This window comes from Caulobacter sp. CCNWLW153 (genome assembly GCF_036889365.1).
Classification (GTDB): Bacteria; Pseudomonadota; Alphaproteobacteria; order Caulobacterales; family Caulobacteraceae; genus Caulobacter; species Caulobacter radicis.
Genome location: NZ_JBAKFV010000001.1, coordinates 111,762 through 134,911 on the forward strand (window position 1 = coordinate 111,762; position 23,150 = coordinate 134,911).

18 protein-coding genes and 1 tRNA gene are annotated in these 23,150 nt (G+C 67.9%); 14 read left to right on the top strand and 5 right to left on the bottom strand.

Features of this window, described 5'->3' with window-relative positions:
• Window positions 1–8: 8 nt before the first annotated feature.
• From V6S85_RS00435 to gspN, 12 genes are read left to right on the top strand one after another with little or no spacing between them, the layout of a single operon-like run.
• On the top strand, window positions 9–392 hold the full coding sequence (locus V6S85_RS00435; RefSeq protein ID WP_334347605.1) for a type II secretion system protein N: 384 nt from the start codon (window positions 9–11) through the stop codon (window positions 390–392).
• On the top strand, window positions 389–2,422 hold the full coding sequence (gspD, locus tag V6S85_RS00440; RefSeq protein WP_334347606.1) for a type II secretion system secretin GspD: 2,034 nt from the start codon (window positions 389–391) through the stop codon (window positions 2,420–2,422). Before V6S85_RS00435 ends, gspD begins: the two co-directional genes overlap by 4 nt.
• Window positions 2,419–3,879: a type II secretion system ATPase GspE gene (gene gspE, locus V6S85_RS00445; RefSeq protein WP_334347607.1), complete on the top strand. Its 1,461-nt coding sequence runs from the start codon at window positions 2,419–2,421 to the stop codon at window positions 3,877–3,879. Before gspD ends, gspE begins: the two co-directional genes overlap by 4 nt.
• A complete protein-coding gene (gspF, locus tag V6S85_RS00450; protein ID WP_334347608.1) occupies window positions 3,866–5,077 on the top strand; it encodes a type II secretion system inner membrane protein GspF in 1,212 nt (403 codons plus the stop codon). The genes gspE and gspF overlap by 14 nt, the downstream gene beginning before the upstream one ends.
• Before the next feature lie 12 nt (window positions 5,078–5,089).
• A complete protein-coding gene (gspG, locus tag V6S85_RS00455) occupies window positions 5,090–5,536 on the top strand; it encodes a type II secretion system major pseudopilin GspG (protein ID WP_109455445.1) in 447 nt (148 codons plus the stop codon).
• Window positions 5,520–5,996, top strand: coding sequence for a GspH/FimT family pseudopilin (locus tag V6S85_RS00460; protein WP_334347609.1), 477 nt, complete (start codon window positions 5,520–5,522; stop codon window positions 5,994–5,996). Before gspG ends, V6S85_RS00460 begins: the two co-directional genes overlap by 17 nt.
• The gene (gene gspI / locus V6S85_RS00465) at window positions 5,929–6,348 is read left to right on the top strand and encodes a type II secretion system minor pseudopilin GspI (RefSeq protein ID WP_334347610.1); all 420 of its coding nucleotides are present in this window, start codon (window positions 5,929–5,931) and stop codon (window positions 6,346–6,348) included. The genes V6S85_RS00460 and gspI overlap by 68 nt, the downstream gene beginning before the upstream one ends.
• Window positions 6,345–6,935 (top strand): type II secretion system minor pseudopilin GspJ, encoded by a 591-nt coding sequence (gene gspJ / locus V6S85_RS00470; protein WP_334347611.1) that lies wholly within the window; start codon window positions 6,345–6,347, stop codon window positions 6,933–6,935. Before gspI ends, gspJ begins: the two co-directional genes overlap by 4 nt.
• Complete coding sequence (gene gspK / locus V6S85_RS00475; RefSeq protein WP_334347612.1) at window positions 6,932–7,906, top strand: type II secretion system minor pseudopilin GspK; 975 nt, start codon at window positions 6,932–6,934, stop codon at window positions 7,904–7,906. The genes gspJ and gspK overlap by 4 nt, the downstream gene beginning before the upstream one ends.
• On the top strand, window positions 7,903–8,979 hold the full coding sequence (gspL, locus tag V6S85_RS00480) for a type II secretion system protein GspL (protein WP_334347613.1): 1,077 nt from the start codon (window positions 7,903–7,905) through the stop codon (window positions 8,977–8,979). The genes gspK and gspL overlap by 4 nt, the downstream gene beginning before the upstream one ends.
• On the top strand, window positions 8,976–9,452 hold the full coding sequence (locus tag V6S85_RS00485) for a type II secretion system protein M (RefSeq protein WP_334347614.1): 477 nt from the start codon (window positions 8,976–8,978) through the stop codon (window positions 9,450–9,452). The genes gspL and V6S85_RS00485 overlap by 4 nt, the downstream gene beginning before the upstream one ends.
• On the top strand, window positions 9,449–10,165 hold the full coding sequence (gene gspN, locus V6S85_RS00490) for a type II secretion system protein N (protein ID WP_334347615.1): 717 nt from the start codon (window positions 9,449–9,451) through the stop codon (window positions 10,163–10,165). Before V6S85_RS00485 ends, gspN begins: the two co-directional genes overlap by 4 nt.
• Here the strand turns inward: gspN and V6S85_RS00495 are convergent.
• The 3 genes from V6S85_RS00495 to V6S85_RS00505 form a co-directional block, all read right to left on the bottom strand.
• Window positions 10,136–10,900, bottom strand: a complete 765-nt coding sequence (locus tag V6S85_RS00495; protein ID WP_334347616.1) for a prepilin peptidase — start codon at window positions 10,898–10,900, stop codon at window positions 10,136–10,138. The genes gspN and V6S85_RS00495 overlap by 30 nt on opposite strands.
• Before the next feature lie 43 nt (window positions 10,901–10,943).
• Window positions 10,944–11,018 (bottom strand) — tRNA-Val (locus tag V6S85_RS00500).
• A gap of 533 nt (window positions 11,019–11,551) precedes the next feature.
• Window positions 11,552–14,254: a TonB-dependent receptor plug domain-containing protein gene (locus tag V6S85_RS00505; protein ID WP_116568776.1), complete on the bottom strand. Its 2,703-nt coding sequence runs from the start codon at window positions 14,252–14,254 to the stop codon at window positions 11,552–11,554.
• 432 nt (window positions 14,255–14,686) lie between these two features.
• On the opposite strand from V6S85_RS00505, the gene V6S85_RS00510 reads away from it, so the two are divergent.
• Window positions 14,687–16,261, top strand: a complete 1,575-nt coding sequence (locus V6S85_RS00510; RefSeq protein WP_116568775.1) for a tannase/feruloyl esterase family alpha/beta hydrolase — start codon at window positions 14,687–14,689, stop codon at window positions 16,259–16,261.
• Window positions 16,262–16,543: 282 nt separating this feature from the next.
• On the opposite strand, the gene V6S85_RS00515 is transcribed toward V6S85_RS00510, so the two are convergent.
• Window positions 16,544–19,450, bottom strand: coding sequence for a TonB-dependent receptor plug domain-containing protein (locus V6S85_RS00515; protein ID WP_334347617.1), 2,907 nt, complete (start codon window positions 19,448–19,450; stop codon window positions 16,544–16,546).
• Between the two features lie 577 nt (window positions 19,451–20,027).
• On the opposite strand from V6S85_RS00515, the gene dld reads away from it, so the two are divergent.
• Window positions 20,028–21,734, top strand: coding sequence for a D-lactate dehydrogenase (gene dld / locus V6S85_RS00520; RefSeq protein ID WP_334347618.1), 1,707 nt, complete (start codon window positions 20,028–20,030; stop codon window positions 21,732–21,734).
• Window positions 21,735–21,767: 33 nt separating this feature from the next.
• Here the strand turns inward: dld and V6S85_RS00525 are convergent, their stop codons facing one another.
• The gene (locus tag V6S85_RS00525) at window positions 21,768–23,069 is read right to left on the bottom strand and encodes a glycoside hydrolase family 1 protein (RefSeq protein ID WP_334347619.1); all 1,302 of its coding nucleotides are present in this window, start codon (window positions 23,067–23,069) and stop codon (window positions 21,768–21,770) included.
• Window positions 23,070–23,150: the final 81 nt, after the last annotated feature.

Genomic DNA, 23,150 nt, shown 5'->3' on the forward strand with positions numbered 1-23,150 from the left:
TCGAGCTCATGGTGCTGCTCGTCCTGGCGACGCAGATCGCGCGGCTGGTCTGGATCGTCGCCGCGCCGCCACCGCCGTTGTCTGTCAAGGTCGCGCCGGTCCAGAGAGCGGTCGATCCCAGCATCCTCGCCACCTTCGACGCCTTCGGTTCGGCCGGGGCGTCTTCGCGCGTCGGGGGCGCGGCCAGCGTCGAGGGCTTCCGGTTGTTTGGCGTGCGCCAGACCGACGGCGGCGGTTCGGCGATCATCGCCGGCCCGGACGGCGTCCAGAAGTCCTACGCCGTGGGCGAGAGCATCGCCGACGGCGTCACCCTCGCGTCCGTCGCCGCCGACCATGTCGAACTCTCGCGGGCCGGCGCCCGCATGACCCTCTCGTTTCCGGAACGTCCATGACCAAGGCCCCCACGCTGCGCATCCTGGCCGCGGCCGCCTCGATCGCGCTGGCCCTGCCGTCGGCCGCGCCCGCGCTCGCCCAGACCCAGGTGCTGAACGTCCAGGACGCCGACATCCGCGCCTTCATCCAGGACGTGGCCAAGACGACTAACACCACCTTCGTGATCGATCCGCGGGTCAAGGGCACGGTGTCGGTGACCAGCAATGGGCCGCTGGACCGGCGCGAGCTGTTCGAGCTGTTCCTGGCCACGCTGCGGGCCAACAACCTGGTCGCCACCCCGGCCGGCGGCGGGGTCTACCGCATCGAGCCGTCCGAGAACGCCGCCCGCCAGCCGAGCGCGGCCGGGGGGCAGTTCGCCACCGAGGTGTTCCGTCTACGGACTCTCGACCCCGCCACGGCGGCCGACATGCTGAAACACCTTGTCGGACCTCAGGGGCAGGTCGTGGCCAACGCCCGGGGCGGCACGGTTGTCGTGGCCGACTACGCCGACAACGTCCGTCGCATCCGGGCCCTGCTCGCCCAGGTCGACCAGGACCGCGCCGCCGTCCACACCGTCACCCTGACCAACAGCTCGGCGCGCGAGATCGCCCAGGTGATCAACGACCTGATCGCCGGGCCCGGCGCCGACGGCAAGGCGGGCAGGGGGGCGGTCACCGTCGTGGCCGTCGAGAGCAGCAACTCGGTGCTGCTGCGCGGCGATCCCGACGCCGTCCAGAAGCTGCTGCCGCTGATCGCCGACCTGGACCGCCGCGCCGAGTCCAGCGACGACGTGCGGGTCGTCTTCCTGCGCCACGCCAACGCCGAGCAGATGCTTCCGGTGTTGCAACAGCTCGTGGGCCAGGCGCCGTCGGGCGTCGCGACCGGCGCCAGCCGCCCGGCCGGCGGCGCGGCGGGATCTGTCAACGCGACCCCCGCCACGACCTCGGCCGTCACGGCCGCTCCTGGGAGCGCCCGGGCCAACGTGGCCCGCTATCCCGGCGCCAACGCCCTGATCATCAACGCCCCGCCGGAACTGCAGCGCACGCTCTCGGAGGTGATCCGCCAGCTGGACGTGCGCCGCGAGCAGGTGCTGGTCGAGGCCATCGTCGTCGAGGTCTCCGACGACGCCGCCAAGCAGTTGGGCGTGCAACTGCTGCTGGGCGGAACGAACGGAACCATCCCGTTCATGGCCACCAACTACACCAACGCCTCGCCGAGCCTGCTGCCGCTGGCCGGCGCGATCGCGGCGGGCGACCCCAAGGACGGCGACTCCGAGGCGGTGAACTCCATGCGCCAGGCCGCGATCAACTCGCTGCTCAACGCCTCGGGCATAACCAGCGGCGTGGCCGGCCGCAGCGGCGACGTGCTGTTCGGCGCGATCATCAATGCGGTCAAGAAGGACAGCGGCTCCAACCTGCTGTCGACGCCGTCGATCATGACCCTCGACAACGAGGAGGCCCGCATCCTGGTCGGCCAGGAAGTACCGATCACAACCGGCGAGGTGCTGGGCGACGCCAATTCCAACCCGTTCCGCACCATCCAGCGCCAGAACGTCGGCGTGCAGCTGGAGGTGAAGCCGCAGATCAACGCCGGCGGCGGCATCACCCTGTTCCTGCGCCAGGAAGTCTCGGCCGTGGCCGGCCCGGTCAGCGTCGGCTCCAGCGAACTGGTCATCAACAAGCGCGAGATCGAGACCACGGCCCTCGTGGACGACGGCGATATCGTCGTGCTGGGCGGCCTCCTGGATCAGACCGAGACCTCGTCGGTGCAGAAAGTGCCGGGCCTGGGCAATCTGCCGGGGATCGGGGGCCTGTTCCGCAGCACCGCCCGTGAGCGCGGCAAGACCAACCTGATGGTCTTCATCCGTCCTCGGATCATCAGGACGGTCGACGACGCCCGCGCCGTCACCGGCCCGCGCCTGGATCGCATGCGCCGCGAGAGCGCCCTGACCACCCCCGAGGGCGACAGCTCTCTGGATGCGGTGATCCGTGACTTCCAGCGTACTTCGCCCGTGGCCCTGCCGGCTCCGCCTCGGGCCCAGCCGCAATGACCGTGCTCGACTACGGCTTCGCAAAGCGCCATGGCCTCGTCCTGCTGTCGCTGGACGGCGAGGCGACCATCGGCCTGCGCGAGGGCTTCGATCCCCTGGCCCTGATCGAGGCGCGCCGGGCGCTCGGCGTCCCCCTGAAGTTGCAGATGCTGGCCACCGCCGCCTTCGACCGCAAGTTCTCCGAGGTCTATGCCGGCGCGGGCCTCGCCTCGGCTTCGGGCGACGACTTCGACGGTTCGCTGGGTCATCTGCTGGAGGACATGCCGACCGCCGCCGACCTGCTCGACCCGCAGGACGACGCCCCGGTCATCCGCCTGATCAACGGCCTTATCGCCGAGGCCGTGCGCTCGGGCGCGTCCGACATCCACGTCGAGCCCTACGAGCAGGCGCTGGTCGTGCGCCTGCGGGTCGACGGCGTGCTGCGCGAGATCCTCAGCCTGTCGCCGCGCATCGCCGCCATGCTGGTCTCGCGGGTCAAGGTGATGGCCAAGCTGGACATCGCCGAAAAGCGCATTCCCCAGGACGGCCGCATCTCTCTGGCCCTGGGCGGAAAGAGCCTGGACGTCCGCGTCTCGACCCTGCCGGCCCGCATGGGCGAGCGGGTGGTGATGCGCATCCTCGACAAGGAGCAGGCGGGCCTGGGTCTGGCCGATCTCGGCATGTCGCCGCGCATGCTGGCGGCGCTGGAGACGGCCCTGCGCGAGCCCAACGGCATCGTGCTGGTCACCGGTCCCACCGGCTCGGGCAAGACCACCACGCTCTATGCCGGGCTTGGCCTGCTGAACGACAAGAGCCGCAACATCCTGACCATCGAGGATCCGGTCGAGTACGCGGTCCACGGCGTCGGCCAGACCCAGGTCAACACCAAGGTTGGCATGACCTTCGCCGCTGGCCTGCGCGCCATCCTGCGCCAGGATCCGGACGTTGTAATGGTCGGCGAGATCCGCGACGCCGAGACCGCCCAGATCGCCGTCCAGGCCAGCCTGACCGGCCACCTCGTGCTGTCGACCGTCCACACCAACGACGCCGCCGGGGCCGTGGTCCGCCTGCGCGACATGGGCGTCGAGCCGTTCCTGCTGGCCTCGACCATGCGCCTCATCATCGCCCAGAGGCTGGTGCGCCGTCTTTGCCGCTCGTGCGCGGTGGAGGAGCCCGCCGATGCGGCCGCCGCGACCCTGGTCGACGTGCCCGCCGGAACGCCGCTGCGCCGCCCCGTCGGTTGCCCCGAGTGCGGCCATACCGGCTTCCAGGGGCGTATCGGCGTCTACGAAGCCCTGCGGGTCGACGACGCCGTGCGTCGCCTGATCGGCCAGAACGCCGCCGAGGACGAGATCGCCGCCGCCGGCGTCGAGGTGGCGCTAAAGGACGAGGCCCGCCGCTACGTGCTGGAAGGCCTGACCACGGTCGAGGAGGTGCTGCGCATCACCGGGGCGGGAGCGCGCGATGGCGAGCTTTGACTACGTCGCCCTCGACCTGGCCGGCGCGACGCGCTCGGGCCGCATCAAGGCCGCCGACGAGGGCGACGCCCGCGCGCAGCTGGAGCGCCGCCGCCTGGCGCCGGTGAAGGTTTCGCCCCACGCGCACGTCGCGGCGAAGAGCGGGCAGGGGATGTTCGGCGACCGCCTGGGCGGGCGCGACCGCTCGCTGTTCACGCGCCAACTGGCCACCCTGGTCGCGGTCTCGACCTTGGAAGAGGCCCTGCGCACCATCGCGCTTCAGGCCGACCGGCCCAAGCTCAAGCGCGTGGTCGAGCAGGTTCACGCCGCGGTGCTGGAGGGCTATCGGCTGTCCGACGCCCTGGCCCGGCCGACCGGGGCCTTTCCGCCGCTGTATCGCGCCATGGTCGCCGCCGGCGAGGCCTCGGGCGCGCTGCCCACCATCCTCGACCGCCTAGCCGACCTGCTGGACCAGCAGCAGAAGGTCGCCGCCAAGATCACCACGGCGCTGGTCTATCCGGCCGTGCTGGCCGCGGTCGCGTGCCTGGTCGTCACCGTGCTGATGGTCTTCGTCATTCCCAAGGTCGTCGAGCAGTTCGACAGCATGGGCCAGACCCTGCCGCTCCTGACCCGCATCGTCATCGGCCTGTCCGATTTCCTTCAGCACTTCGGCTGGCTGCTTGTCCTCGTGGCCGCGGGCCTGGCCTTCACCTACTGGCGGGCCCTGCGTAGTCCCGGTTTCAAGCTGCGCGCCGACAGCTTCTTCCTCGCCCTGCCGTTCGTCGGCCAGTTGATCCGCAACGTCCACGCCGCGCGGCTGGCTCGCACGCTGTCGACCATGATCGCCAGCGGCCTGCCGATGCTGGAAGGGCTGATCCTCACCGCCGGGACTGTCCGCAACGCCGCCCTGCGCGGCGGCATGGACGCGATGATCGCCGGCATCCGCGAGGGCGGTTCGTTGTCGACCGCCATGCGCCGCACCGGGGTCTTCCCGCCGGTGCTGGTCTACATGACCGCCAGCGGCGAGAGCAGCGGCCGTGTCGACGCCATGCTGACCCGCGCCGCCGAGTATCTCGAGCGCGAGTTCGACACCTTCACCGCCACCCTTCTGAGCCTGCTGGAGCCGGCGATCATCGTCGTGCTGGGCGGCGTGGTGGCGACCATCGTCCTCTCGATCCTGCTGCCCATCCTGCAGATCAACACCCTGGCCATGAACTAGGAGGCCAAGACCATGCGCGCCCCTGACAAGACCCGCCGCCGCGCCCGCGAAGCCGGCTTCACCCTCGTGGAGATGATGGTCGTCATCGTCATCCTGGGTCTCCTGGCCACCGTCGTGGCCATCAACGTCCTGCCCAGCCAGGACAAGGCCATGAAGGAGAAGGCCCGCGCCGACGTGGCGGTGCTGGAGCAGGCATTGGAAGGCTATCGTCTCGACACCTTCGCCTTCCCGCGCACCGAGGACGGCCTTGCGGCCCTGGTGACGCCGCCGGCCAGCCTGGCCCAGCCCGACCGCTATCGCGAGGGCGGCTATGTGCGCCGGCTGCCCAAGGATCCGTGGGGCAATGACTACCAGTACCGCTCGCCGGGCCAGCACGGGGCGATCGACGTCTTCTCGTTCGGCGCCGACGGCCGCGAGGGCGGCGAGGGCAAGGACGCCGACATTGGCAACTGGGGCTGACACGCCGCGCAACGCCGGCCGGCGAGGGGGCTTCACCCTCGTCGAGCTCATGATCGTGCTGGTGATCATGGGCCTGCTGGCCAGCGCCGTCGTCCTGGCCCTGCCGGACGGCAGGCCCGGCCTGCCGCAGGAGGCCGAGCGCTTCGCCGCCAGCCTGCTTCGGGCGCGGGACGAGGCGGTGTTCCGGGGCGGTCAGGTCCGGCTCGTGGCGGGAGGCGGCGAGTACCGGTTCGAGCGCAGGCAGGGCCGCGATTGGCGTCCGCTGGACGAGGCGCCGTTTCGCGCCCGCGCCTTCGAGGAGGGCACGCAGGTCACGGTCGCGCCGGAGGCCGTGGTGGTGTTCGACCCCACGGGCCTGGCCAATCCCACCGAGTTCACCTTCACGCGCGGCAATGCGCGCCGCACCGTCGTCGTCGACCTGGCAGGGAACGTCTCGCTCGATGCCCCGCGCCCGTTCTGAAGCCGGCTTCACTCTGATCGAGCTGCTGGTCGCCCTGGCGATCTTCAGCCTGGCGGTGCTGGCCCTGCTGAACCTGGCGGGCGAGAACACCCGCGCCGGCGGCCGGCTTTCCGACCGCGTGCTGGCCGAGGTGGTGCTCGACAACCGCGCGGTCGAGGCCCTGGCCAGCGCCCCGCCGCTGGCCATCGGGCGCAGCAGCGGCGTCGAGACGGCCGGCGGACGCCCATGGGCCTGGACCCGCCAGGTCAGCCGTACCGCTGATCCGGCCATCGTCCGCGTCGACATCGCCGTCGCCGCGCCCGGCTCGCGCGCCCCGCTCGTCCAGGCGTCGCTTTTCAGGGGCGCGCGATGAAGGGCTTCACCCTGGTCGAGATGCTGGTGGCGGTTCTGATCTTCGCCCTGATCAGCGCGGCGGGCGTGGCCGTCATGGGTTCGACCCTGGCCAACCAGAGCGCCGTCCGGGTGACGGTCGACCGCCACGCCGAACTGCAACGCGCGCGCGCCATTCTCAAGGCCGACCTGTCCCAGGCCGCCGCCCGCCGTACGCGTGGCGAGGACGGCCGGCCGGCCCTGACCGCCTTCGCGGGCGCCGACCCCTGGGGCGGCGGCGGACCGCTGCTGGCCTTCGTCCGGCGCGGCTGGGAGAACCCTGACGGCGATCCGCGCGCCTCGCTGCAATATGTTGAGTACGCGCTGGTCGAGGGCCGCCTGGAGCGTCGCGCCCGCCCGGCGCTGGATGGCGCGCGTCTCGGCCCGCCGCAGGTCCTGCTGACCGACATCGCCGGCGTCCAGCCGGCCTTCCTGTTCAACGGCGCCTGGACGCCGACCTGGAAGGGCAATCCGCAGTCCGACCTCCCGACTGCTGTCCGTCTGGACATGACGCTGGCCGACCTGGGCCGCGTCGACCAGATGTTCCTCACCTCGGGGGAGGGGCGATGAAGCGCAGGCACGAGGAAGGCGCGGCCCTGTTGACTGTGCTGCTGATGGTCGCCGTCATCGGCGTCATCGCCGTGGGCGTGCTGGAGGACATCCGCTTTGGCCTGCGTCGGTCGTTCAACGCCCAGGTCGCCGGCCAGGCGCGCTGGTACGCTCTGGGCGGCGAGCAGATGGCCCGCTCCCGCATCGACCAGCTTCTGGCCCGGGACGCCGGCAAGACCTCGCTGGAGGGCGACTGGAACGGCCGCGCCGTGGAGTTCCCGATAGAGGGCGGCCTGATCCAGGCCCGCGTCGCCGACGCCACTGGCTGCTTCAACCTCAACAGTGTGGTCGAGGCCAATCAGGGCGAGCCGTTCCGCCGCCGCGAACTGGGCGTTCGCCAACTGTCCAGCCTGATGAGCCTGCTGGGCATATCCAACGGTCCCGACCTGGCCGAAAGCCTGGCTCAGTGGATCGACAGCAACGATGTCGGACCCGCGGGGCTGGAGGACGACGGCTACGCCTCGGCCAGGACGCCCCATCGCACGGCCGGCGCGCCCCTCGCCGAGGTCAGCGAACTGCGCGCGGTGCGCGGCTTCGACGCCGAGGTCTACGCCGTGCTGCGCCCTTACGTCTGCGCGCTGCCGACCACCGACCTGTCGCCGATCAACGTCAATACGCTGCCCCAGGAGCGGGCCGTCCTGCTGTCTGCGATCACCCTTGGCGCGGTGTCGCCCGAGAGCGCCCGCCAGGCCATCGTCGCGCGTCCGGCGAGCGGCTGGTCGGACCTGGAGGCGTTCTGGGGGCAGCAGGCCCTGGCCAGCGCGACGCCGGTCGACGGCGTCCGCGACCAGATCCGCTTTCGCACCCGCTACTTCTCGCTCGAAAGCCGCGTCGGCCTGGCCGGCGGCGAAACCTTCATGACCTCGCTTTTCGAAGCCGGCCCGACGAGTCGCGTCCGTCTCGTCGCCCGACGCTGGACCCTGGAAGAATGACCCGTCTGCTGCTTCTCCCCGAAAGGCCCGACGAGGCCCCCGAGATCGTCGAGGCCGGCGCCCATGGCCCGGTGCGCCGCAGGCTTCTGCCCAGCGAGCAGGGCGGCGGCGAGGCCCTGCTCGTGCTGCCCGGCGCCGGGGCCGTCAGCCGCTGGCTCGATCTGCCCGGCGGCAGTCCCGCCCAGGCGCGGGCGGCGGCGGCGTTCCAGATCGGCGAGGTCGTGGCGTCCGGCGGCGAGGGGCTGCATCTGGCGGTGGGCGGGCGCGACGCGGATGGGCGCGCCCTGGTCGTCTGGATCGATCGCGAGGTGCTTCGCTCGGGCCTGGAGGCGGCCGGCGCGCGGGGCGTGAAGGTGACCGGCGCCTTACCCGACTACCTGCTGCTGCCGGACGACGCGGAGGGCCGCACGGTGCTGGCCTCGTTCGGAGAGCGGCTGGGCGTGCGGGGCCAAGGGCTGGCGTTCGGCGTCGAGCCGGAACTGGCCTCGGCGGTCATCGGCGACCGGCCGCACCGCTACATCCCGGCGTCCGAGCTGGACGCCTGGCTTCTGGCGACCGCGGAGCGACCGCCGGTGGACCTGCTGCAAGGGCAGTTCGCGCCGCGTCGGCAAGGACCTGTCCTGCGCTGGCGGCGGCTGGCCGTGCTTGCCGCGGTGGTCGCGATCTCGCCGCTCGTCCTGCCGCTCGCCCAGATCGCCAGGGACGGCCTGGAGGCGCGCGCGATCGAGCGGCGCAATGCGGCCTTGGCGGTTCAACTCGTCCCACAATCGGCGCGCTACGGCGATCCGGTCCGCTACGCCGTCAGCCGGTTGCAGGCGGGGCGGCGACAGGGCTTCGGCGAGCTTTCCGCCGGCTATCTTTCCGCCGTGCGCGCGGTGCCTGGCATGCGGTTGGACACCCTGGTCCATGGTCAGGACGGCGCGATCCGCTCGTCGGTCTCCTATGCCAACTATTCCGACATGGACCAACTGCGTGAAGTGCTCAAGGCAGGCGGCTTCGATGTCACCGAACAGGGCACGGTCACCGAAGGCCAGCGCGTCACCAGCGACCTGATCGTGCGGAGCAAGCCATGAGCCGGATCCTCGAAACCGCGCGCCAGGCGTGGGACGGCCGCACGCCGCGCGAGCGCGTGATGCTGGCCGTCATGGCCGCCGCCATCCTGGGCGTCGGCGGCTTCTACGGCGTGGTCGCCCCGCTCAAGCGCGCGAGCGACGACGCCCGCCTGGGCTTGCAGGAGGCCCGCGAGCAGTCCGCTGCGCTGAAGCTGGCCTCGGGTCGCGCCGCGCCGTCCAAGCCCGATTCCCGTCCGGTCGCGGCGATCGTCGAAGCCGGCGCCGCAAGCCTGGGCGTGCCGATCGCCCGCAAGCGCCAGGAAGGGGATGGCGCCTTCACCGTCTGGATCACCGCCATCGACGCCCGCGTCCTGCTGCCATGGGTCGCCGCGCTGGAGCGCGAAGCCGGCCTGGGGGTTGTCGGCTTCACGGCCTCGCGCCTCGACAACGGCCTCGTCGAGGCCGAGGTCAGCTTCGCCAGGGCCGCCCGATGAAGACCCGGATGATGATGGTCGTACTGACCGGGATGACCGCCGCGGTCGCCGTCGCCCTGGCTCCTGTGACGCTGCTGACCTACCGACTGGCCGACGGCGAGGCGTTGCGGGTGACACGGGCGTCGGGGACGGTCTGGCGCGGTCGCGTGGACCTGGCGACGGCCCAGGGCCGTCGGCTGGGAGCCTACGATGTCGGGCTCTCGCCGCTGGCCCTGCTGGGCGGCGACGTGCGGCTGCGGGCAAGGGACGAGGCGGCCGATCGGACCTTCATTCTGCGCGCCGGGCGAGACAAGGGCGTCGAGGCCCTGAGCGGTCCGATCCTGCTGAGTGCGGATGCGCTGCCCGGGCGGATCGAGGTCCGCGACGTGGCCGCGGTTTTCCGTGATGGACGCTGCCGAAAGGCCGGCGGCCGGATTCGATTTCGCGCCGCTCAGGATTCCGTGCTCGGCGGCGCGACCTTGGCCGGGGCGCCGGCCTGCGTTAGCGGCGACTGGGTCGCGCGGCTGACGCCGACCGCCGGGGGCGGCGCGGCGATTATCTTGCGGGCCGATGGGGCGGGTCGCCTTCAGGCCGAGATCACGGTGGCCACGGCTGATCCCGTGGTTGTTCAGGCCGCGCTGGAGCGGGGGTTCGTCAAGGACGCCGCCGGTGTCCGACGCATCATCGCCACGCGGCTTGTTCCGTCAGCCAAGAAAGCCGTGAAGCGGTCCTAGCAGCCAGGTCAGCCAGGCGCCGATGGCCAGGAAGACGCCGAACGGCAGCCGCTGGTCCATCGTCACCCGGCGGCGAAGGATCAGCTGCGCCAGGGCGACGCTGATTCCGGCCAAGCCCGCCCAGACCAGCACCGAGGGCAAAGCGCTCCAACCGGTCCAGGCGCCGATCGCGCCCAGCAGGCGCGGGTCGCCGCCGCCCAGGCCTTCGCGGCCGCGCACCCGTTGGTAGATCCAGGCCAGCAGCCACAGCGACGTAAAGCCCACGGCCGCGCCCAGCACCGGCGTCCACGCCGGCTCCCGCAGCACCAGGATCGAGACCGCGAAGCCGACCGCGCCCAGCGGCAGCGTCAACATGTCGGGCAGCCAGAAATGCTCGCCGTCGATCACCGCCAGCAGCAACAGCCACCAGCCGAACACCGCCGTCGCTAGCGCCATGGGGCCGGCGAACGCCAGCGCGCTCCAGGCGCCGATCAGCAGGCACGCCAGCTCCAGCAAGAGGTAGCGACGGGGAATCGCCGCGCCGCAGCCGCGGCAGCGTCCGCGCAGGGCTGTGAAGCTGAGGATGGGAACGAGGTCCAGCGGACCCAGCTTGCGGCCGCAGCCGTCGCAGGCCGAGCGCGACGCCGCCCATGGCCGCTCGGCGGGCAGGCGCAGGGTCAGCAGGCCGATGAAGCTGCCCACGAACGGGCCCAGCAAGATCGCCGCCAGCGTCCAGAAGATCTCGGAAACCTGCATGGCCGCCGACCTTCCGTACGAGATGTCCGAAGAAGGGAAGAAATGGTGGATGCTGCAGGGATTGAACCTGCGACCCCCTCGGTGTGAACGAGGTGCTCTCCCGCTGAGCTAAGCATCCCAATCGCGCGTCCAAGACATGGACTTCGTCGCGAGGAGGAGGGGCGTATAGCCCGGCTTCTACGGGCGCGCAAGAGGCCAAATTCCGTTGTCAGCTAAGTCGTTGGTTGGCTGGAATGAGCCTCGTGCGGCAGCCGTTGGCCTGGCGATTGCGCCGCTTGAGGTGGATTTTCCATCCGACTATCGGCCGTCTCAGCACATCAAATTTGTTGCGCTGTGGTCTTGTTCTGTTCACGCCCGTGCAAGGGGTTTCTGTAAAGTTTCTGTAAAGTGGACCAGGGCGTCCACAAGATGGCTCGCACCTCCCGAGGTAGCCGCTCTCGCGTGCCCGGGGAGGGGGGGGGCGGCAGGCGTGGGGAGGCACGCTGATTTGATGGAAGGCTCGGGCTCTCATCGGTCTTGCCCGGGCCAGGTTTGGCTTCAGACCGTTCGGGTCGTCGCCGCGCCGACCTTGCTTGAGGCCTCAATGAAGCGCGCAGCACCAAGATCAACGGCGGCGAACCGAAGGTCGCCGCCGTTGATCCCTGTGGGGCTCTAGAAGAGTTTGCGCACGCCGACCTGCACGAGGCGGCCGTACGTCGAACCACTGGTGTAACCGGTTCCCGAGTTGAGGAACGGCGGATCTTCATCGAACACGTTGTTCAGGTTCAAAGTGAGCGAAAGATCTTTGTAGACCCCCTCGCCGCGAACGTCGTACGCGAAGTACAGATCAACGACGTTGAAGGCGTCGACGCGCGACTGACTGGGGACGTTCTGCACCTTATAGCCCGCGGTGTGATAGAGCGTCGCGTTGGCGGTGAAAGCGCCCACCGTGGCGCCGACTGACGCCGAAAGGCTCAGCCTGCTGGTGTTCGCCGCAAGGTCATCGAGCGGGGCTTGCCCCGCAACCGGCGTGATCTCCCGGTTGAGGATGTAGGTGCCCGCGATGTTGCCATTGATGGACCCGAAGCTTGTGGGCTTCACATAGGAAGCTTGGAAGTCGATGCCGTCCTGATCGACGCCGCCGACATTCTGAACGCGCGCGTCGTAGAGCAGGTAGGGCGTCAGGGCCGGGTTAGAGTAGAGCGCGGCGATCGAAGCGGCGCCGCTGATCGGCAGCGAGTTTGGAATTGCCGCGAGCTGGGCTTGCGTCGGGTTGAACGTCAGGAAGCGTGCATAGGCCGGGGAGAAGAGTACGGCCGTATTGCTCGAGAACGCGATGGTGATCTGGTCCTTGAGCTTGATGTTGTAATAGGTGCCGCTCAGGGTCAGGCCGGGAATGGACGCTGGCTGGATGTCCATGCCGATCGAATAGGTCTTGGCCGTCTGTGGACGCAGGTTCGGATCGACGCCGGCGATCAGCACCGTGGGACGATAGAGCGTCGGGACGCCAAACGGGGACACCGTGTCCTGAGGGCGCACGAAGGGGCTGAAGCCGAGGTTCTGGAGCTGAACCTGAGGCACCTTGTCGGGCATGCTGGGAGCGTTGAACGATTCCCCGTAGTTGCCACGGATCGACACCGCTGTGACGGGCTTCCAGGTCAGGCCCACCTTGGGGTTGAAGGTGCTTCCAAAGTCGCTGTAGTCGTCATAGCGCCCCGATGCGGCTAGCGTCAGCGAGCGCATCCCCGTGAAGCCGTTCTCCGACCCGAAAATCGGCACGGCGACTTCGCCGAACAGCGACTTGGTGTCACGCTTGTGTTCGCCGATCTGCGCGGTTGTCTGGTCGAGCACGCCGGCCGTCCGCGACCCGGCGACCCGGCTATACTTCTCATGGCTGAATTCGGCGCCCGCCGCGACACGCACCGTACCGCCGGGAAGCTCAAACAGGCCTCCGTCGACGATGGCGCGCGCGTTGTAGAGGTCCTGCTTGGCCCGGCCGTAGGCGTCGTAGTTGATGATCCCGTTCAAGACCGACGGCGAGGTCTTCGTCAGGTCATAGGGATTGAGCGCCGTCGCGGTCGTAACGCCCGCAAGCGCCGCGGCTTCGGCCACGGCGTTGAGGCCCGGCTGAATGTTTCGCGTGGTCGTGTGGCCGTAGTTGCCGAGCACCTTCAAGCGCCAGTCGCCGCCGAGCTTGAACGTCGCTTCAGGGGTGAGGCCCCATTCGTCGAGTTTGGTGTGGGCCGCCACGTTGGGACCGACCACCGGCCCATAGCTGAAATTGATCGTCTGGCTGGTGTTGCCGGGTGTCGCGGGGATGAAGAACGGATTGGCCGCTGTGATCGTCTTGCTGGACCGGAACTGATCCAGATAAGTCGTCGTCTCGCGACGCGTGTAGAAGCCACGCACGTCGAGGGTCACCTTGTCGGCGAGCTGTTGGTTCAGGCCAACGAACGCGGAGTGGCGTTTCTGGGCCGGGAAGATGCCTGCGTTGTCACTGGTGTCGCAGCGGTTGGCCGTCCCAGGGACGAGACCGGGCAGGGCATAGGTGTTCGACCCGACCAGAATCGTTCCAGGCGCGCACGAGGTCGACGGCGTGATCTGACGAACATAGTCGCGGTCGCGGCCCAGCACGGCGCCGGTCTCGTTGTAGACATACGACACGTAGGCCGAGCCGCCGCCCCAGCTCCTGCCGGCCGTGCCGTTGATGTCGAACTGGTGGTAGTCGTCAGCCACGCCGTACCGGCTGGAGAGTTCGACGCCGTCGAAGTTCTTGCGGGTGATGAAATTGATGACCCCGCCAATGGCGTCCGATCCATAGAGCGACGAACCGCCGTCCGGGACGATTTCGACGCGCTCGATGATCCCTGGAGGGATGACGTCGGGATCTGGGACAGACGAAAGAACGCCGGCTCCGGGGAGTCGATGGCCATCCATCAACACCAGGGTCGTGTTGGCGCCGCTTGCCGCCAGGTTGCGAATGTTGGGCTTGTAGATCGTTGTACCGGCGTCGCCTGTCGAGGACACGGGCACGCGGTTGAAGCTGTTGGAGATCTGCGGGATCTTGGCCAGCACGTCCACCGTGCTGACAGCCCCCGTCCTGGCGATCTTCTCGGCGTTCACGGTGACGACGTTGGTCCCGACCGGCGCAACGCCGCGCAGGAGCGTGCCCGTCACGACGATTTCTTCGACGGTTGAATCTCCGATGGTCGCCGCGCCCTGCTGACCGGCGTTCGACACCGGCGGCGCTTCTGATGCGGCTTGGTCCGACGTCGCGACCTGGCTCAGGGCCGGCGACGCCGCCGCGATCGTCAGCATGGCTGTTGTGGCGAAGAGCGCCCCCATCGCTTGCGCCGTTCTTCCTTGGATTCTCATCGCGTCTCTCCCCGACCACCCTCATCGCGGGGTGTCTCCTTTTCCCAAAATGGCTGTTTTGGTTCCCCCGTCAACAACAAAGCTGGACTGATTGTTTTTGAGAGCCGCGCGGCCTCCGCCAGGCTCGCAATCTCTGGGTGGCTATCCGGAATGACGCGCACCACACGGTTGTTCGGGCCGGCCGCCAGCCGATCGATTTGCGCCCGGCCGACGAGAAGTCTTTCCTCAGCTGTGTTCGCACCACGCCGATGGAGAAGCCCACGGGGCGCCTCTGGACCCCGTAATCGGCTCTGGCGGGTGGGCTCGGTCTGGTGACGCTCCGCAGGGAGGCGAACCTAAACATGCCAGGCAGGCGGCTGGCGCGATGCAATAAAAAGGCATATCAGACTGCTTGTTATAGCGTCGTCGAAAGGCGTGTCGGGGAGGCGATTCATGCGGAAGAACCAGTGCGCACCTTTGTTCAAGATCGCCCTGCTTGCGGGCGCGGCGGTTGCAACGACCGCCTTGGCAAGCTCCGCTCTCGAAACGTCGCAGGTGGCGTCGTCACAGGGGGTTGAGCGTTGCTCGAGCCTCCTGGGCCGTACATTCTCTGGAGCCGTCGTGGAAAAGGCCGACTTCGTCGCCGCCGGACAGCCCCTCAATTCCTATGTCAACAGTTCGGCTGGCGTTTGCCGTGTACGTGCGCGCCTGTCGCCGACGACCGACTCGTTGATCAAGATCGAGGTGTGGCTGCCAAGCTCCTGGAACGGCAAACTGCTGGGCTCCGGCGGGTCCGGGTTCAACGGAGGCCTCTCGTTCGCCAAGGCGTTTCTCCCGACCGCGGTGAAGGACGGGTATGTCGGCCTCGTCACGGACGCTGGACACGACTTCTCGCTGTCAGCCAAATGGGCTCTGGGTCATCCTGAAAAGCTTGTCGACTTTGGTTGGCGGGCCAACCACCAAGGGGTCCTCGCGGCCAAGGCGCTTACGGCCTCCTATTATGGCGAGGCGGCCAAGCGCGCCTACTTCCAGGGCTGTTCGAATGGCGGGCGCGACGCGCTGATGCTCGCTCAGCGGCACCCTGAAGACTATGACGCGATCATCGCGGGCGCGCCGGCGTACAACTGGACGGCGCTTTTCGCGGGTTTCCTGCAAAAGAGCCAGATTTCCAATGTCGGACCCGGAGCCCGCACCCTCACCCCTAAGCTGGACCTGGTTCGGAAAGCCGCGTTGGACAGGTGCGACAAGGACGATGGCGTCAAAGACGGACTGATCGGAAATCCCGCCCAATGCCGCTTTGATCCCAAGGTGCTGCAATGCAAGTCGGGGGACGGGCCAGACTGTCTCACCAAACCGGAGCTGCGTGCGCTGCGGACGATCTACCGTGGCGCCAAAGGGCCAAACGGGCAGATCGTGATGGCTGGGCCAGCCGTTGGCAGCGAGTATGAGTGGGCCGCCTGGTTCGGTTCGCCGACGAGCGCCGGGGCGGGCGCCGCCGCTGACTACTACCGCAATATGGTTTACGGCGATCCGACGTGGGATCCCACGAAGTTCAACTTCGATCGCGATTACCCCGCGGCGACAGAGCGGGTCGGTGCGACGTTGAACGCGACGACGCCGGACCTGAAAGCGTTCCTGTCCCGGGGCGGCCGGTTGCTGATGTATCAGGGGTGGGACGACGCGGCGACGGCTCCGGGGAACACGATCGCCTATTTCAAGGCCATGCGCCGAGCCTCCGGGGCGGCGTCGACCAATCAGACCCGGCTGTTCATGGCGCCGGGCATGGCCCATTGCTCAGGCGGCAAGGGACCTGACACCTTCGATGCGCTCGGGGTCCTGGACGCTTGGGTCTCCGGAGCAAAGCCGCCTGAAACCCTGATCGCCTCGAGGTACGAAAACAGTCAGGCGGTGAGTTGGGGCGCCCAGGCCAAGCCCCTGAGCACAAGGCCGATCTGCGCCTGGCCCAAGACCGCGCATTACAAGGGCTCTGGCCCAGCGTCGGAGGCAAGCAGCTTTATCTGCCGCTGAACCGATGGCCCGCGATCTTCGCGCGTGTGGCGTCGCCGACGCCGCCGACGACTTTCGCGGGCAGGGCCGTCCAACCAGCAGCCGACGACATTGAGCATGTTGGAGGCCGCATAGCGCTTCAAGAGGCCCCTAGGCCGCCGTCGCCTTGCCGGTGTCAGCGGCTTCTGCCTGCGCCTTCGCCTTGGAGCGCGAACGGGCTTATCTTTGCATCGCCACCGCCCGCCGAAAAAAAGACGCCGGTCAGACAACTGACCGGCGCCGAAGTTTCGAGGAGGAGGGTGCTTAGAACCGGCCGGTGAGCTGGAAGGACGCCGTCCGCCCGAAGGGCAGTCCGTACTTTCCATTCCAGGCGCCGTTCTCGGTGGCGAAGAAGTCGGGATAGTCGTCGAAGAGATTGGTCACCGCGACCTGGGCTCGCCAGCTCTTGAGGCCATAGGCCGGGGACTTGAACTCGCCGTTGTAGCCCAGGGTCAGATCAAACTCGGTGTGGGAGGAGATCGTCTTGGTCGGCTGCGGTTGGAAGTTGGCGTCCAGAAGCCCAGACGCGTGCATCTTGTCCAGGTACCGGGCCATGACCGTCGTGTCGAAGCCCTTCCACAGCGCCGTCACGCTGGCGGTGCCACGCCACTTGAAGCCGCCATAAAGCTGGTTCAGGTCGCCGGTCTGCTCAGTGGGGGGTTGACCAGGGCCGGTGGCGATCTCGTTCTTCAGGACGCGGGCGACGTTGAGGCGTCCGTTCACAAAGACCTCGCCGACCGCGCGCGAGTAGCTGGCGCTGAAGTCCATGCCGCGCTGGGTCACCGAGGCGACGTTCTGCAGGCGGCTGTCGAGCACGACATTGACCCGGCAGAAGTTGTTTTTCAGCGCGCTGCCCTGATTGAAACTGCCCCCGCCGCTGACAAAGTCATAGTTCAGGCCCTGCAGCAGGGCCGCGAGCTTGGGGTCGGCGGTGGAGAGGTCGGCGTTGTTGCAGGTGGCGGGATTCTTGATCGGAATGACGAACTGGCCCCAACCGCGATAGTTGCCGCCGTTGGCCGGAACGTCGGCGGGCGTGGCCGCCAGATACGCCACCGTTCCGGGGAAGGTGATCTGGTTCTGATAAGAGATGCTCCAATAGGTCGCCGTCAGCTGCAGGCCGCCCTTTTTCCAGGAGCCGGAGACAGACCAGTTTTCGGAGGTTTCGGGCGTTAGGTCCGGATTGGACCCCAGCAGGAGCGCGGCGTTGGTCAGGCCGAAGGGGCCGAAGACGCCGGCGGGCAGGACGCCGTTGGTGATGCGCGGATCATAGTTCGGCACGCCTGGCAGCAGGGTGCCGGACGTCACGGCTTTGGGGTTGGAGTCCGTGATCGAAGGCGCGCGGAAGGACGTCCCCCAGGTGCCCGAGAAGCTGAGCGCGTCGGTCACGTCCCAGGTCAGGCCGTAACGGGGATTTGTGGTGTCGCCGGCGTCTGAATAATCGTCGTAGCGGACGGCGGCCGACAGCGTCAGGCTTCGGATCAGCGGGATGTTCATCCCATCGCTGATCACCGGGATGTAAAGCTCGCCAAACAGCGACTTGATATTGCGCTCATAGGCCGAGCCGCCATACGTGCTCAGCACCTGCTCGGCGTTGGTCGGCCCGGTGTTTGAGCTGTTGCGGTTGGCGTTCTCCTCAACACGGTACTCCCCGCCGACAGCCGCGCGCAGCTTTCCGGCCGGAAGGTTGAGCAGCGGGCCGTCGATCTTGGCGAGCCAGTCATTGAGCGTGGTGCGGCTCTGGAATTTGCTCCCGCCGTAAACCGAGGCCATTTGTGTCGCCGTGAGCGGCGCCGAACTCAGTGGGTTGATCGCCCCCGATTGGACCTGGGCGGTCAGCGCCGTGCCGTTGAGCACCCCAGTGACGCAGCTGTCGCACTGCTCGTTGCGGCCGTAGTTGTAGTAGGCTTCGCCGCGCCACCCGGCGAACAGATCCGCCCGGAGGCCGATGTTCCCGCCAATCGTCTCGCTGGAGGCGGCGAACGCCCGCACCTGGCCGTCCTTGAGGCTGCCGTACTGAACCTGCTGATTGGCCGGAAGCCCGGCGATGAAGAAGGGCGTGCCGGCCAGAGCCACGTTCGACGAGTTCGCGAGCGAGCGCGTGTAGGTGTCGCGATCAGTGTAGGTCGCACCGCCGAACAGTTCGATCCGGTCTGTCAGCTGCTGGTTGAAATAAGCGGCGACCTGATCGCGGTTCTGCTTGCCGGTCCAGTCGATATAGTCGGCGCTGTCGATCAGATTGGGATTGTTCAGCGCCAGGCTGGCCGGCGTGAGGCCAAGGCCGTTTCCGGCCGGAACGCCCCAGTAGGTGAAGTTGTCCGCGCCGGGGATCGTCGTGTTTGCGCTCGCGCCCTCGCTGATGATGTTGGGCGACAAGCCCGAAGTGGCCGCGTCGTTGGCGAGCCGCAGGTCCGGACCGCCTTGCGAGCGCAGATCGCGCCGAAGCCGCGCAATCTTGCCAGCGGCGAACGCGTCGCGGTCCTGGTGCTCATAGGTGACGATCAGGTTGCCCGCGCCCAGGCCGCCGAGGTTTTCCCAGCGCTTACCGGCGGTGATCGAGCCGTTGTACTCGGCGCCGCCGGACTGATTGCCCACGCGAACCGAAGCCTCGACGCCCTCGAAGTTCTTGCGCAGCACGAAGTTGATGACGCCGGCCACCGCGTCCGAACCGTAGAGCGCCGAGGCGCCGTCCGGAAGGACCTCCACGCGCTCCAGCGCGGCCAGGGGAATCTGGTTGGCCTCGGTGGCCGTGGCCACGGCGCCGGACCCGACGGGACGGCGGCCATCGACCAGAACCAGGGTCGCAGCCGAGCCTAGGCCGCGCAGGCTCACCGTCTCGGTCTGACTGCCGTTGTAGCCTTGGTGAGACGTGCCGCCCTGGAACCCGACATCGTCGCCGACCCCCATCTGGACCTGCGGAATGCGGCGCACCACGTCGGCGACGTTGGAAACGCCCATCCTGATGGCTTCGTCGCGATTGACGACCACCGGCTCGCTGCCCACGGGCTTGACCCCGCTGATGTTGGTGCCCGTGACGACGACCTCCTCGACGACCGACTGATCGTTCTGGGTCTGGTCCTTGGGCTTGTCCTGAGCCATGGCCGCGGCGGGCGCGATCAGGGTTGTCAGCGCGACGCTGCAAAGCAGCGCGCGCACGTGCGGTGTGCGATTCATCGTTTCCCTCCCTAGGTGACGCCTCCCGGCGGCGTCGTATTCTTTTTACCGGTGTGTCCGACGACCGAAGTTGCGAACGGTCGTGACTGAATGTTGCTTGATTGTAATGAAGCAGTCAAGATTGATTGTAAGAGGCCAGGCGCGGGCCCCCGGCGACACTATTGCTTGAGAGCAGGAGGCCGCCTCGCCTGGCCGAACCCGTCCTGCCTGGGCCATGGTTTGGCGGCTCGGGGAGTACGCCGCAACGCCTCGGAGCTCGACCAATAGGCTTGCGCGCGCCTAATGAAGCAGTCAAGATTGATTGTAAGAGCGTTGCGCGGGCCGGTTCATGCGGTCCTGGCCTTGCGGAGCCGCAATCTGGCGCGACGATCAAGAAGGCGGGCAATTGTCTGGCATAGTTCTTCCTGATGGCGCGGACGCCACGACAGAACGCGACAGGACACATGAGCAGGCCGGCGGGGAGGGGGGCTCCCCGGCGATCGCCGCGCCTGACAGTGCAAGCCTTGGCCTCGCGAGCGTCCAGTTCCTTCAGGGCGCTAGGCCGCCGCACGGCTCGAACCTGTAAGGAAAGCGGGAAATGAACGCCATGCCTGACGCGTCATTGGGGGGCGATGAGCTCATCCGGCGCCTGAGGGCGATTGTGGGACGGGCGCATGTCCTGACGGGCGATGCGGCCGCGCCATACGCGCAAGGTTATCGATGCGGTCAAGGACCGCTGGCCGCCGCGGTGAGGCCCGCGACGCTGGTGGAGCTGTGGCGGGTTGCTGAGGTCTGCGCCGCCGCCGATCGGATCGTGATCCCGCAGGCGGCCAATACGGGCCTGACGGGCGGTTCGACGCCCAACGGCGATTATGACCGCGACGTGATCGTCGTCAGCACCAGCCGGATTCGTGGCGTGTATCCCTTGAGGGGCGGCAAGCAGGTGGTCTGCCTGGCAGGTGCGAGCCTGCACGATCTGGAACAGCGGCTCGCGCCGCTCGGCCGTGAACCTCATTCGGTGATCGGGTCATCGTGCATCGGAGCCTCGGTGGTCGGCGGGGTGTGCAACAACTCCGGTGGCGCGCTTGTCCGCCGAGGGCCCGCCTACACCGAATACGCCTTGTTCGCGCGCGTCGACGACGAGGGCGGGCTACAGCTCCACAATCGTCTGGGACTGCGTTTGGGCGACACGCCCGAGGAGATCCTCGGCAATCTCGAGAACGGGCGCTTCAGCGACCGAGACATTGTTTCCGACGAGCGGGCCGCTTCGGCCGCGGCCGACTACGCCGCCGTCGTGCGCCGGATCGACGCCCCGACCCCCGCAAGGTTCAATGCCGATCCCGACCGCCTGTTCGAGGCGTCAGGCAGCGCCGGAAAGCTGATCGTCTTCGCCGTGCGCCTGGACACCTTCGAGAAGATCCGCGGAAACAGCGTCTTCTATATCGGGGCCAACCAGCCGGCCGTCCTGGCAAGTCTACGCCGCCTGCTGCTGGCTCAGACAACGCCCTTGCCGATCTCGGCCGAGTATATCCATCGCGAGGCCTTCGACCTGGCCGACGCCTATGGCAAGGACACGGTGCTGGCGATCCAGATGCTCGGCACCGCGCGGCTGCCTCGGCTCTATCGCCTCAAGTCGTGGCTGGACCGCCTGGCCAAACGTGTCCTGGGCCTGGAGTTCGCCGCCGACCGCCTGCTGCAGGCCGCGTCCCGGCTCGTTCCCGACCATTTGCCCGCGCGGCTTCGCGCCTATCGAGCCCGCTTCGAGCATCATCTCATTTTGTCGGTGGCCCCCGATGGGCGCTATCTGACCGAACAGGCGATCGAGGAAGCCTTGAGAGGCCAAGACGCCGAAGCATTTGTCTGCTCGCCCGACGAGGCCTCCGTGGCGATGCTTCATCGCTTCGCCGTGGCTGGCGCCGCCGTTCGCTATCGAGCGGTTCACAGCGCGCAGGTCGAAGATATCGTCGCGCTGGACATCGCCTTGCCGCGAAACACGGAGGCCTGGTTCGAGCGCCTTCCGGCGAGCCTCACCGACCAGCTCATCGGGAAGCTCTACTATGGTCACTTCCTGTGCCACGTCTTCCATCAGGACTATCTGGTGAAGAAGGGCGTCGACGCCGCCGCGCTCAAGGAGGCGTTGCTTGCCTTGATGGACACGCGCGGCGCGGAATATCCCGCGGAACACAATGTCGGCCATCTCTACAAAGCCAAGCCGGCCTTGGAGACCCACTATCAGAGCCTTGATCCGGTTAACGTCTTCAATCCTGGAATTGGCAAGACGAGCCGCCACAAGCATTGGAGCTAGCGGCAGGCGGCCGCCAGCTCCAATTTCGTGATATCAGGCCATGCCGAGCGGCGTGCCCGCGCCGGTCGGCTCCAGCACGGACGCAGCCTCGGCCGGTTCAAACGCGGTCGAATCAGGCAAGGCGTTGTCCTGGGCGATCCGGCCGAAGGCCAGGGCCGACGGTTTTAACGTCCGACGCTGTGTCGCGCGGTCGACGGCGATCAGACCAAATCGCTGACCATAGCCCGACAGCCACTCGTAGTTGTCCAGCAAGGTCCAATAGTAATAGCCGCGGACGTCGACACCTTCGCTGATGGCGTCGTGCAAGTGATCCAGCGCCTGGCCGATAAACTGGGTCCGACGCGCGTCACGGTCCCCCGCCCAGCCGTTCTCGGTGACGATGATCGGGGTCTTGGTCTTGGCCCACACCCGGCGACACACCTCAGCCAGCGCCTGGGGGCGGTCGGCGAACCCCATGGTCGTCAAAGGCTCCCCGGGAACGGGCCCGTATCCGCCATCCGCGCGGGAGACGTAGCGCGTATAGGTCTGCACCCCGATGAAGTCGTCGCCGCGAACCGCATCCAGGAAGGGATCGACATAGCGCTCCAGGCGCGCGTCGCGATATTCCTCCCCGCCGGGATCGGCCTGTTCGTCCTGGATCGAGAGGGTCACGCCGACCTTTGTCTGGGGATGGGCGGCCTTGATGGCGTCACGCCCCATCGCGTGGGCCCTCAAGCCGATGTCGAGAAGCACCTCTCGGGGCGTGGTCAGGAAGAAACTTTCCAGCGGCGCGCCCAGCGCCGCCACCGCCGCGGCCTTGACGGGCGCGGCCTGCGGGTGGGCGAGTTTCTCGCCGAACAGGGGCGTGACCAGGATCGGCACGTTCAGTTCGTTGAACGTGCAGGCCCAACCAAATCCGCGCAGGGATGAGGCGGCATGGGCGCAGTACCGAGCGAAGCGCTCTGGATAAGCCGGGTCGCTCATGCCGCCCAGGCGCGTCACCCAAGCCGGCGATGTGAAATGGTGGAACGAGAGCATGGGCTCGACGCCCAGACGCAGACAGGCGTCGATACACCGCTGGTAGTGATCCAGCGCGGCTTGGGAGAAGACGCCCTCGCTCGGCTCGATCCTGGCCCACTCGATGCCGAACCGATAAGACTTCAGACCGAGCGCCGCGAGCAAGGCGATGTCGTCGGCGAACCGGTTCCATTGATCGACGGCGTCTCCGGAAACCTCCTTGAACATGGAAGGGCGAGCTTGTTCGAGCGCCCAGCAATCCGAATTGTGATTACCCCCCTCGACCTGGTGCGCGGCGGTCGCCGACCCCCACAGGAACTCTTCAGGGAAACGTTTCATCGCAGCTCGCTTTCCGGGGCGGGACCAGCCAGACCAGTCTCCCCGCAAGCGCGGCCCGCCACTATAAACAGTCAAGACTGC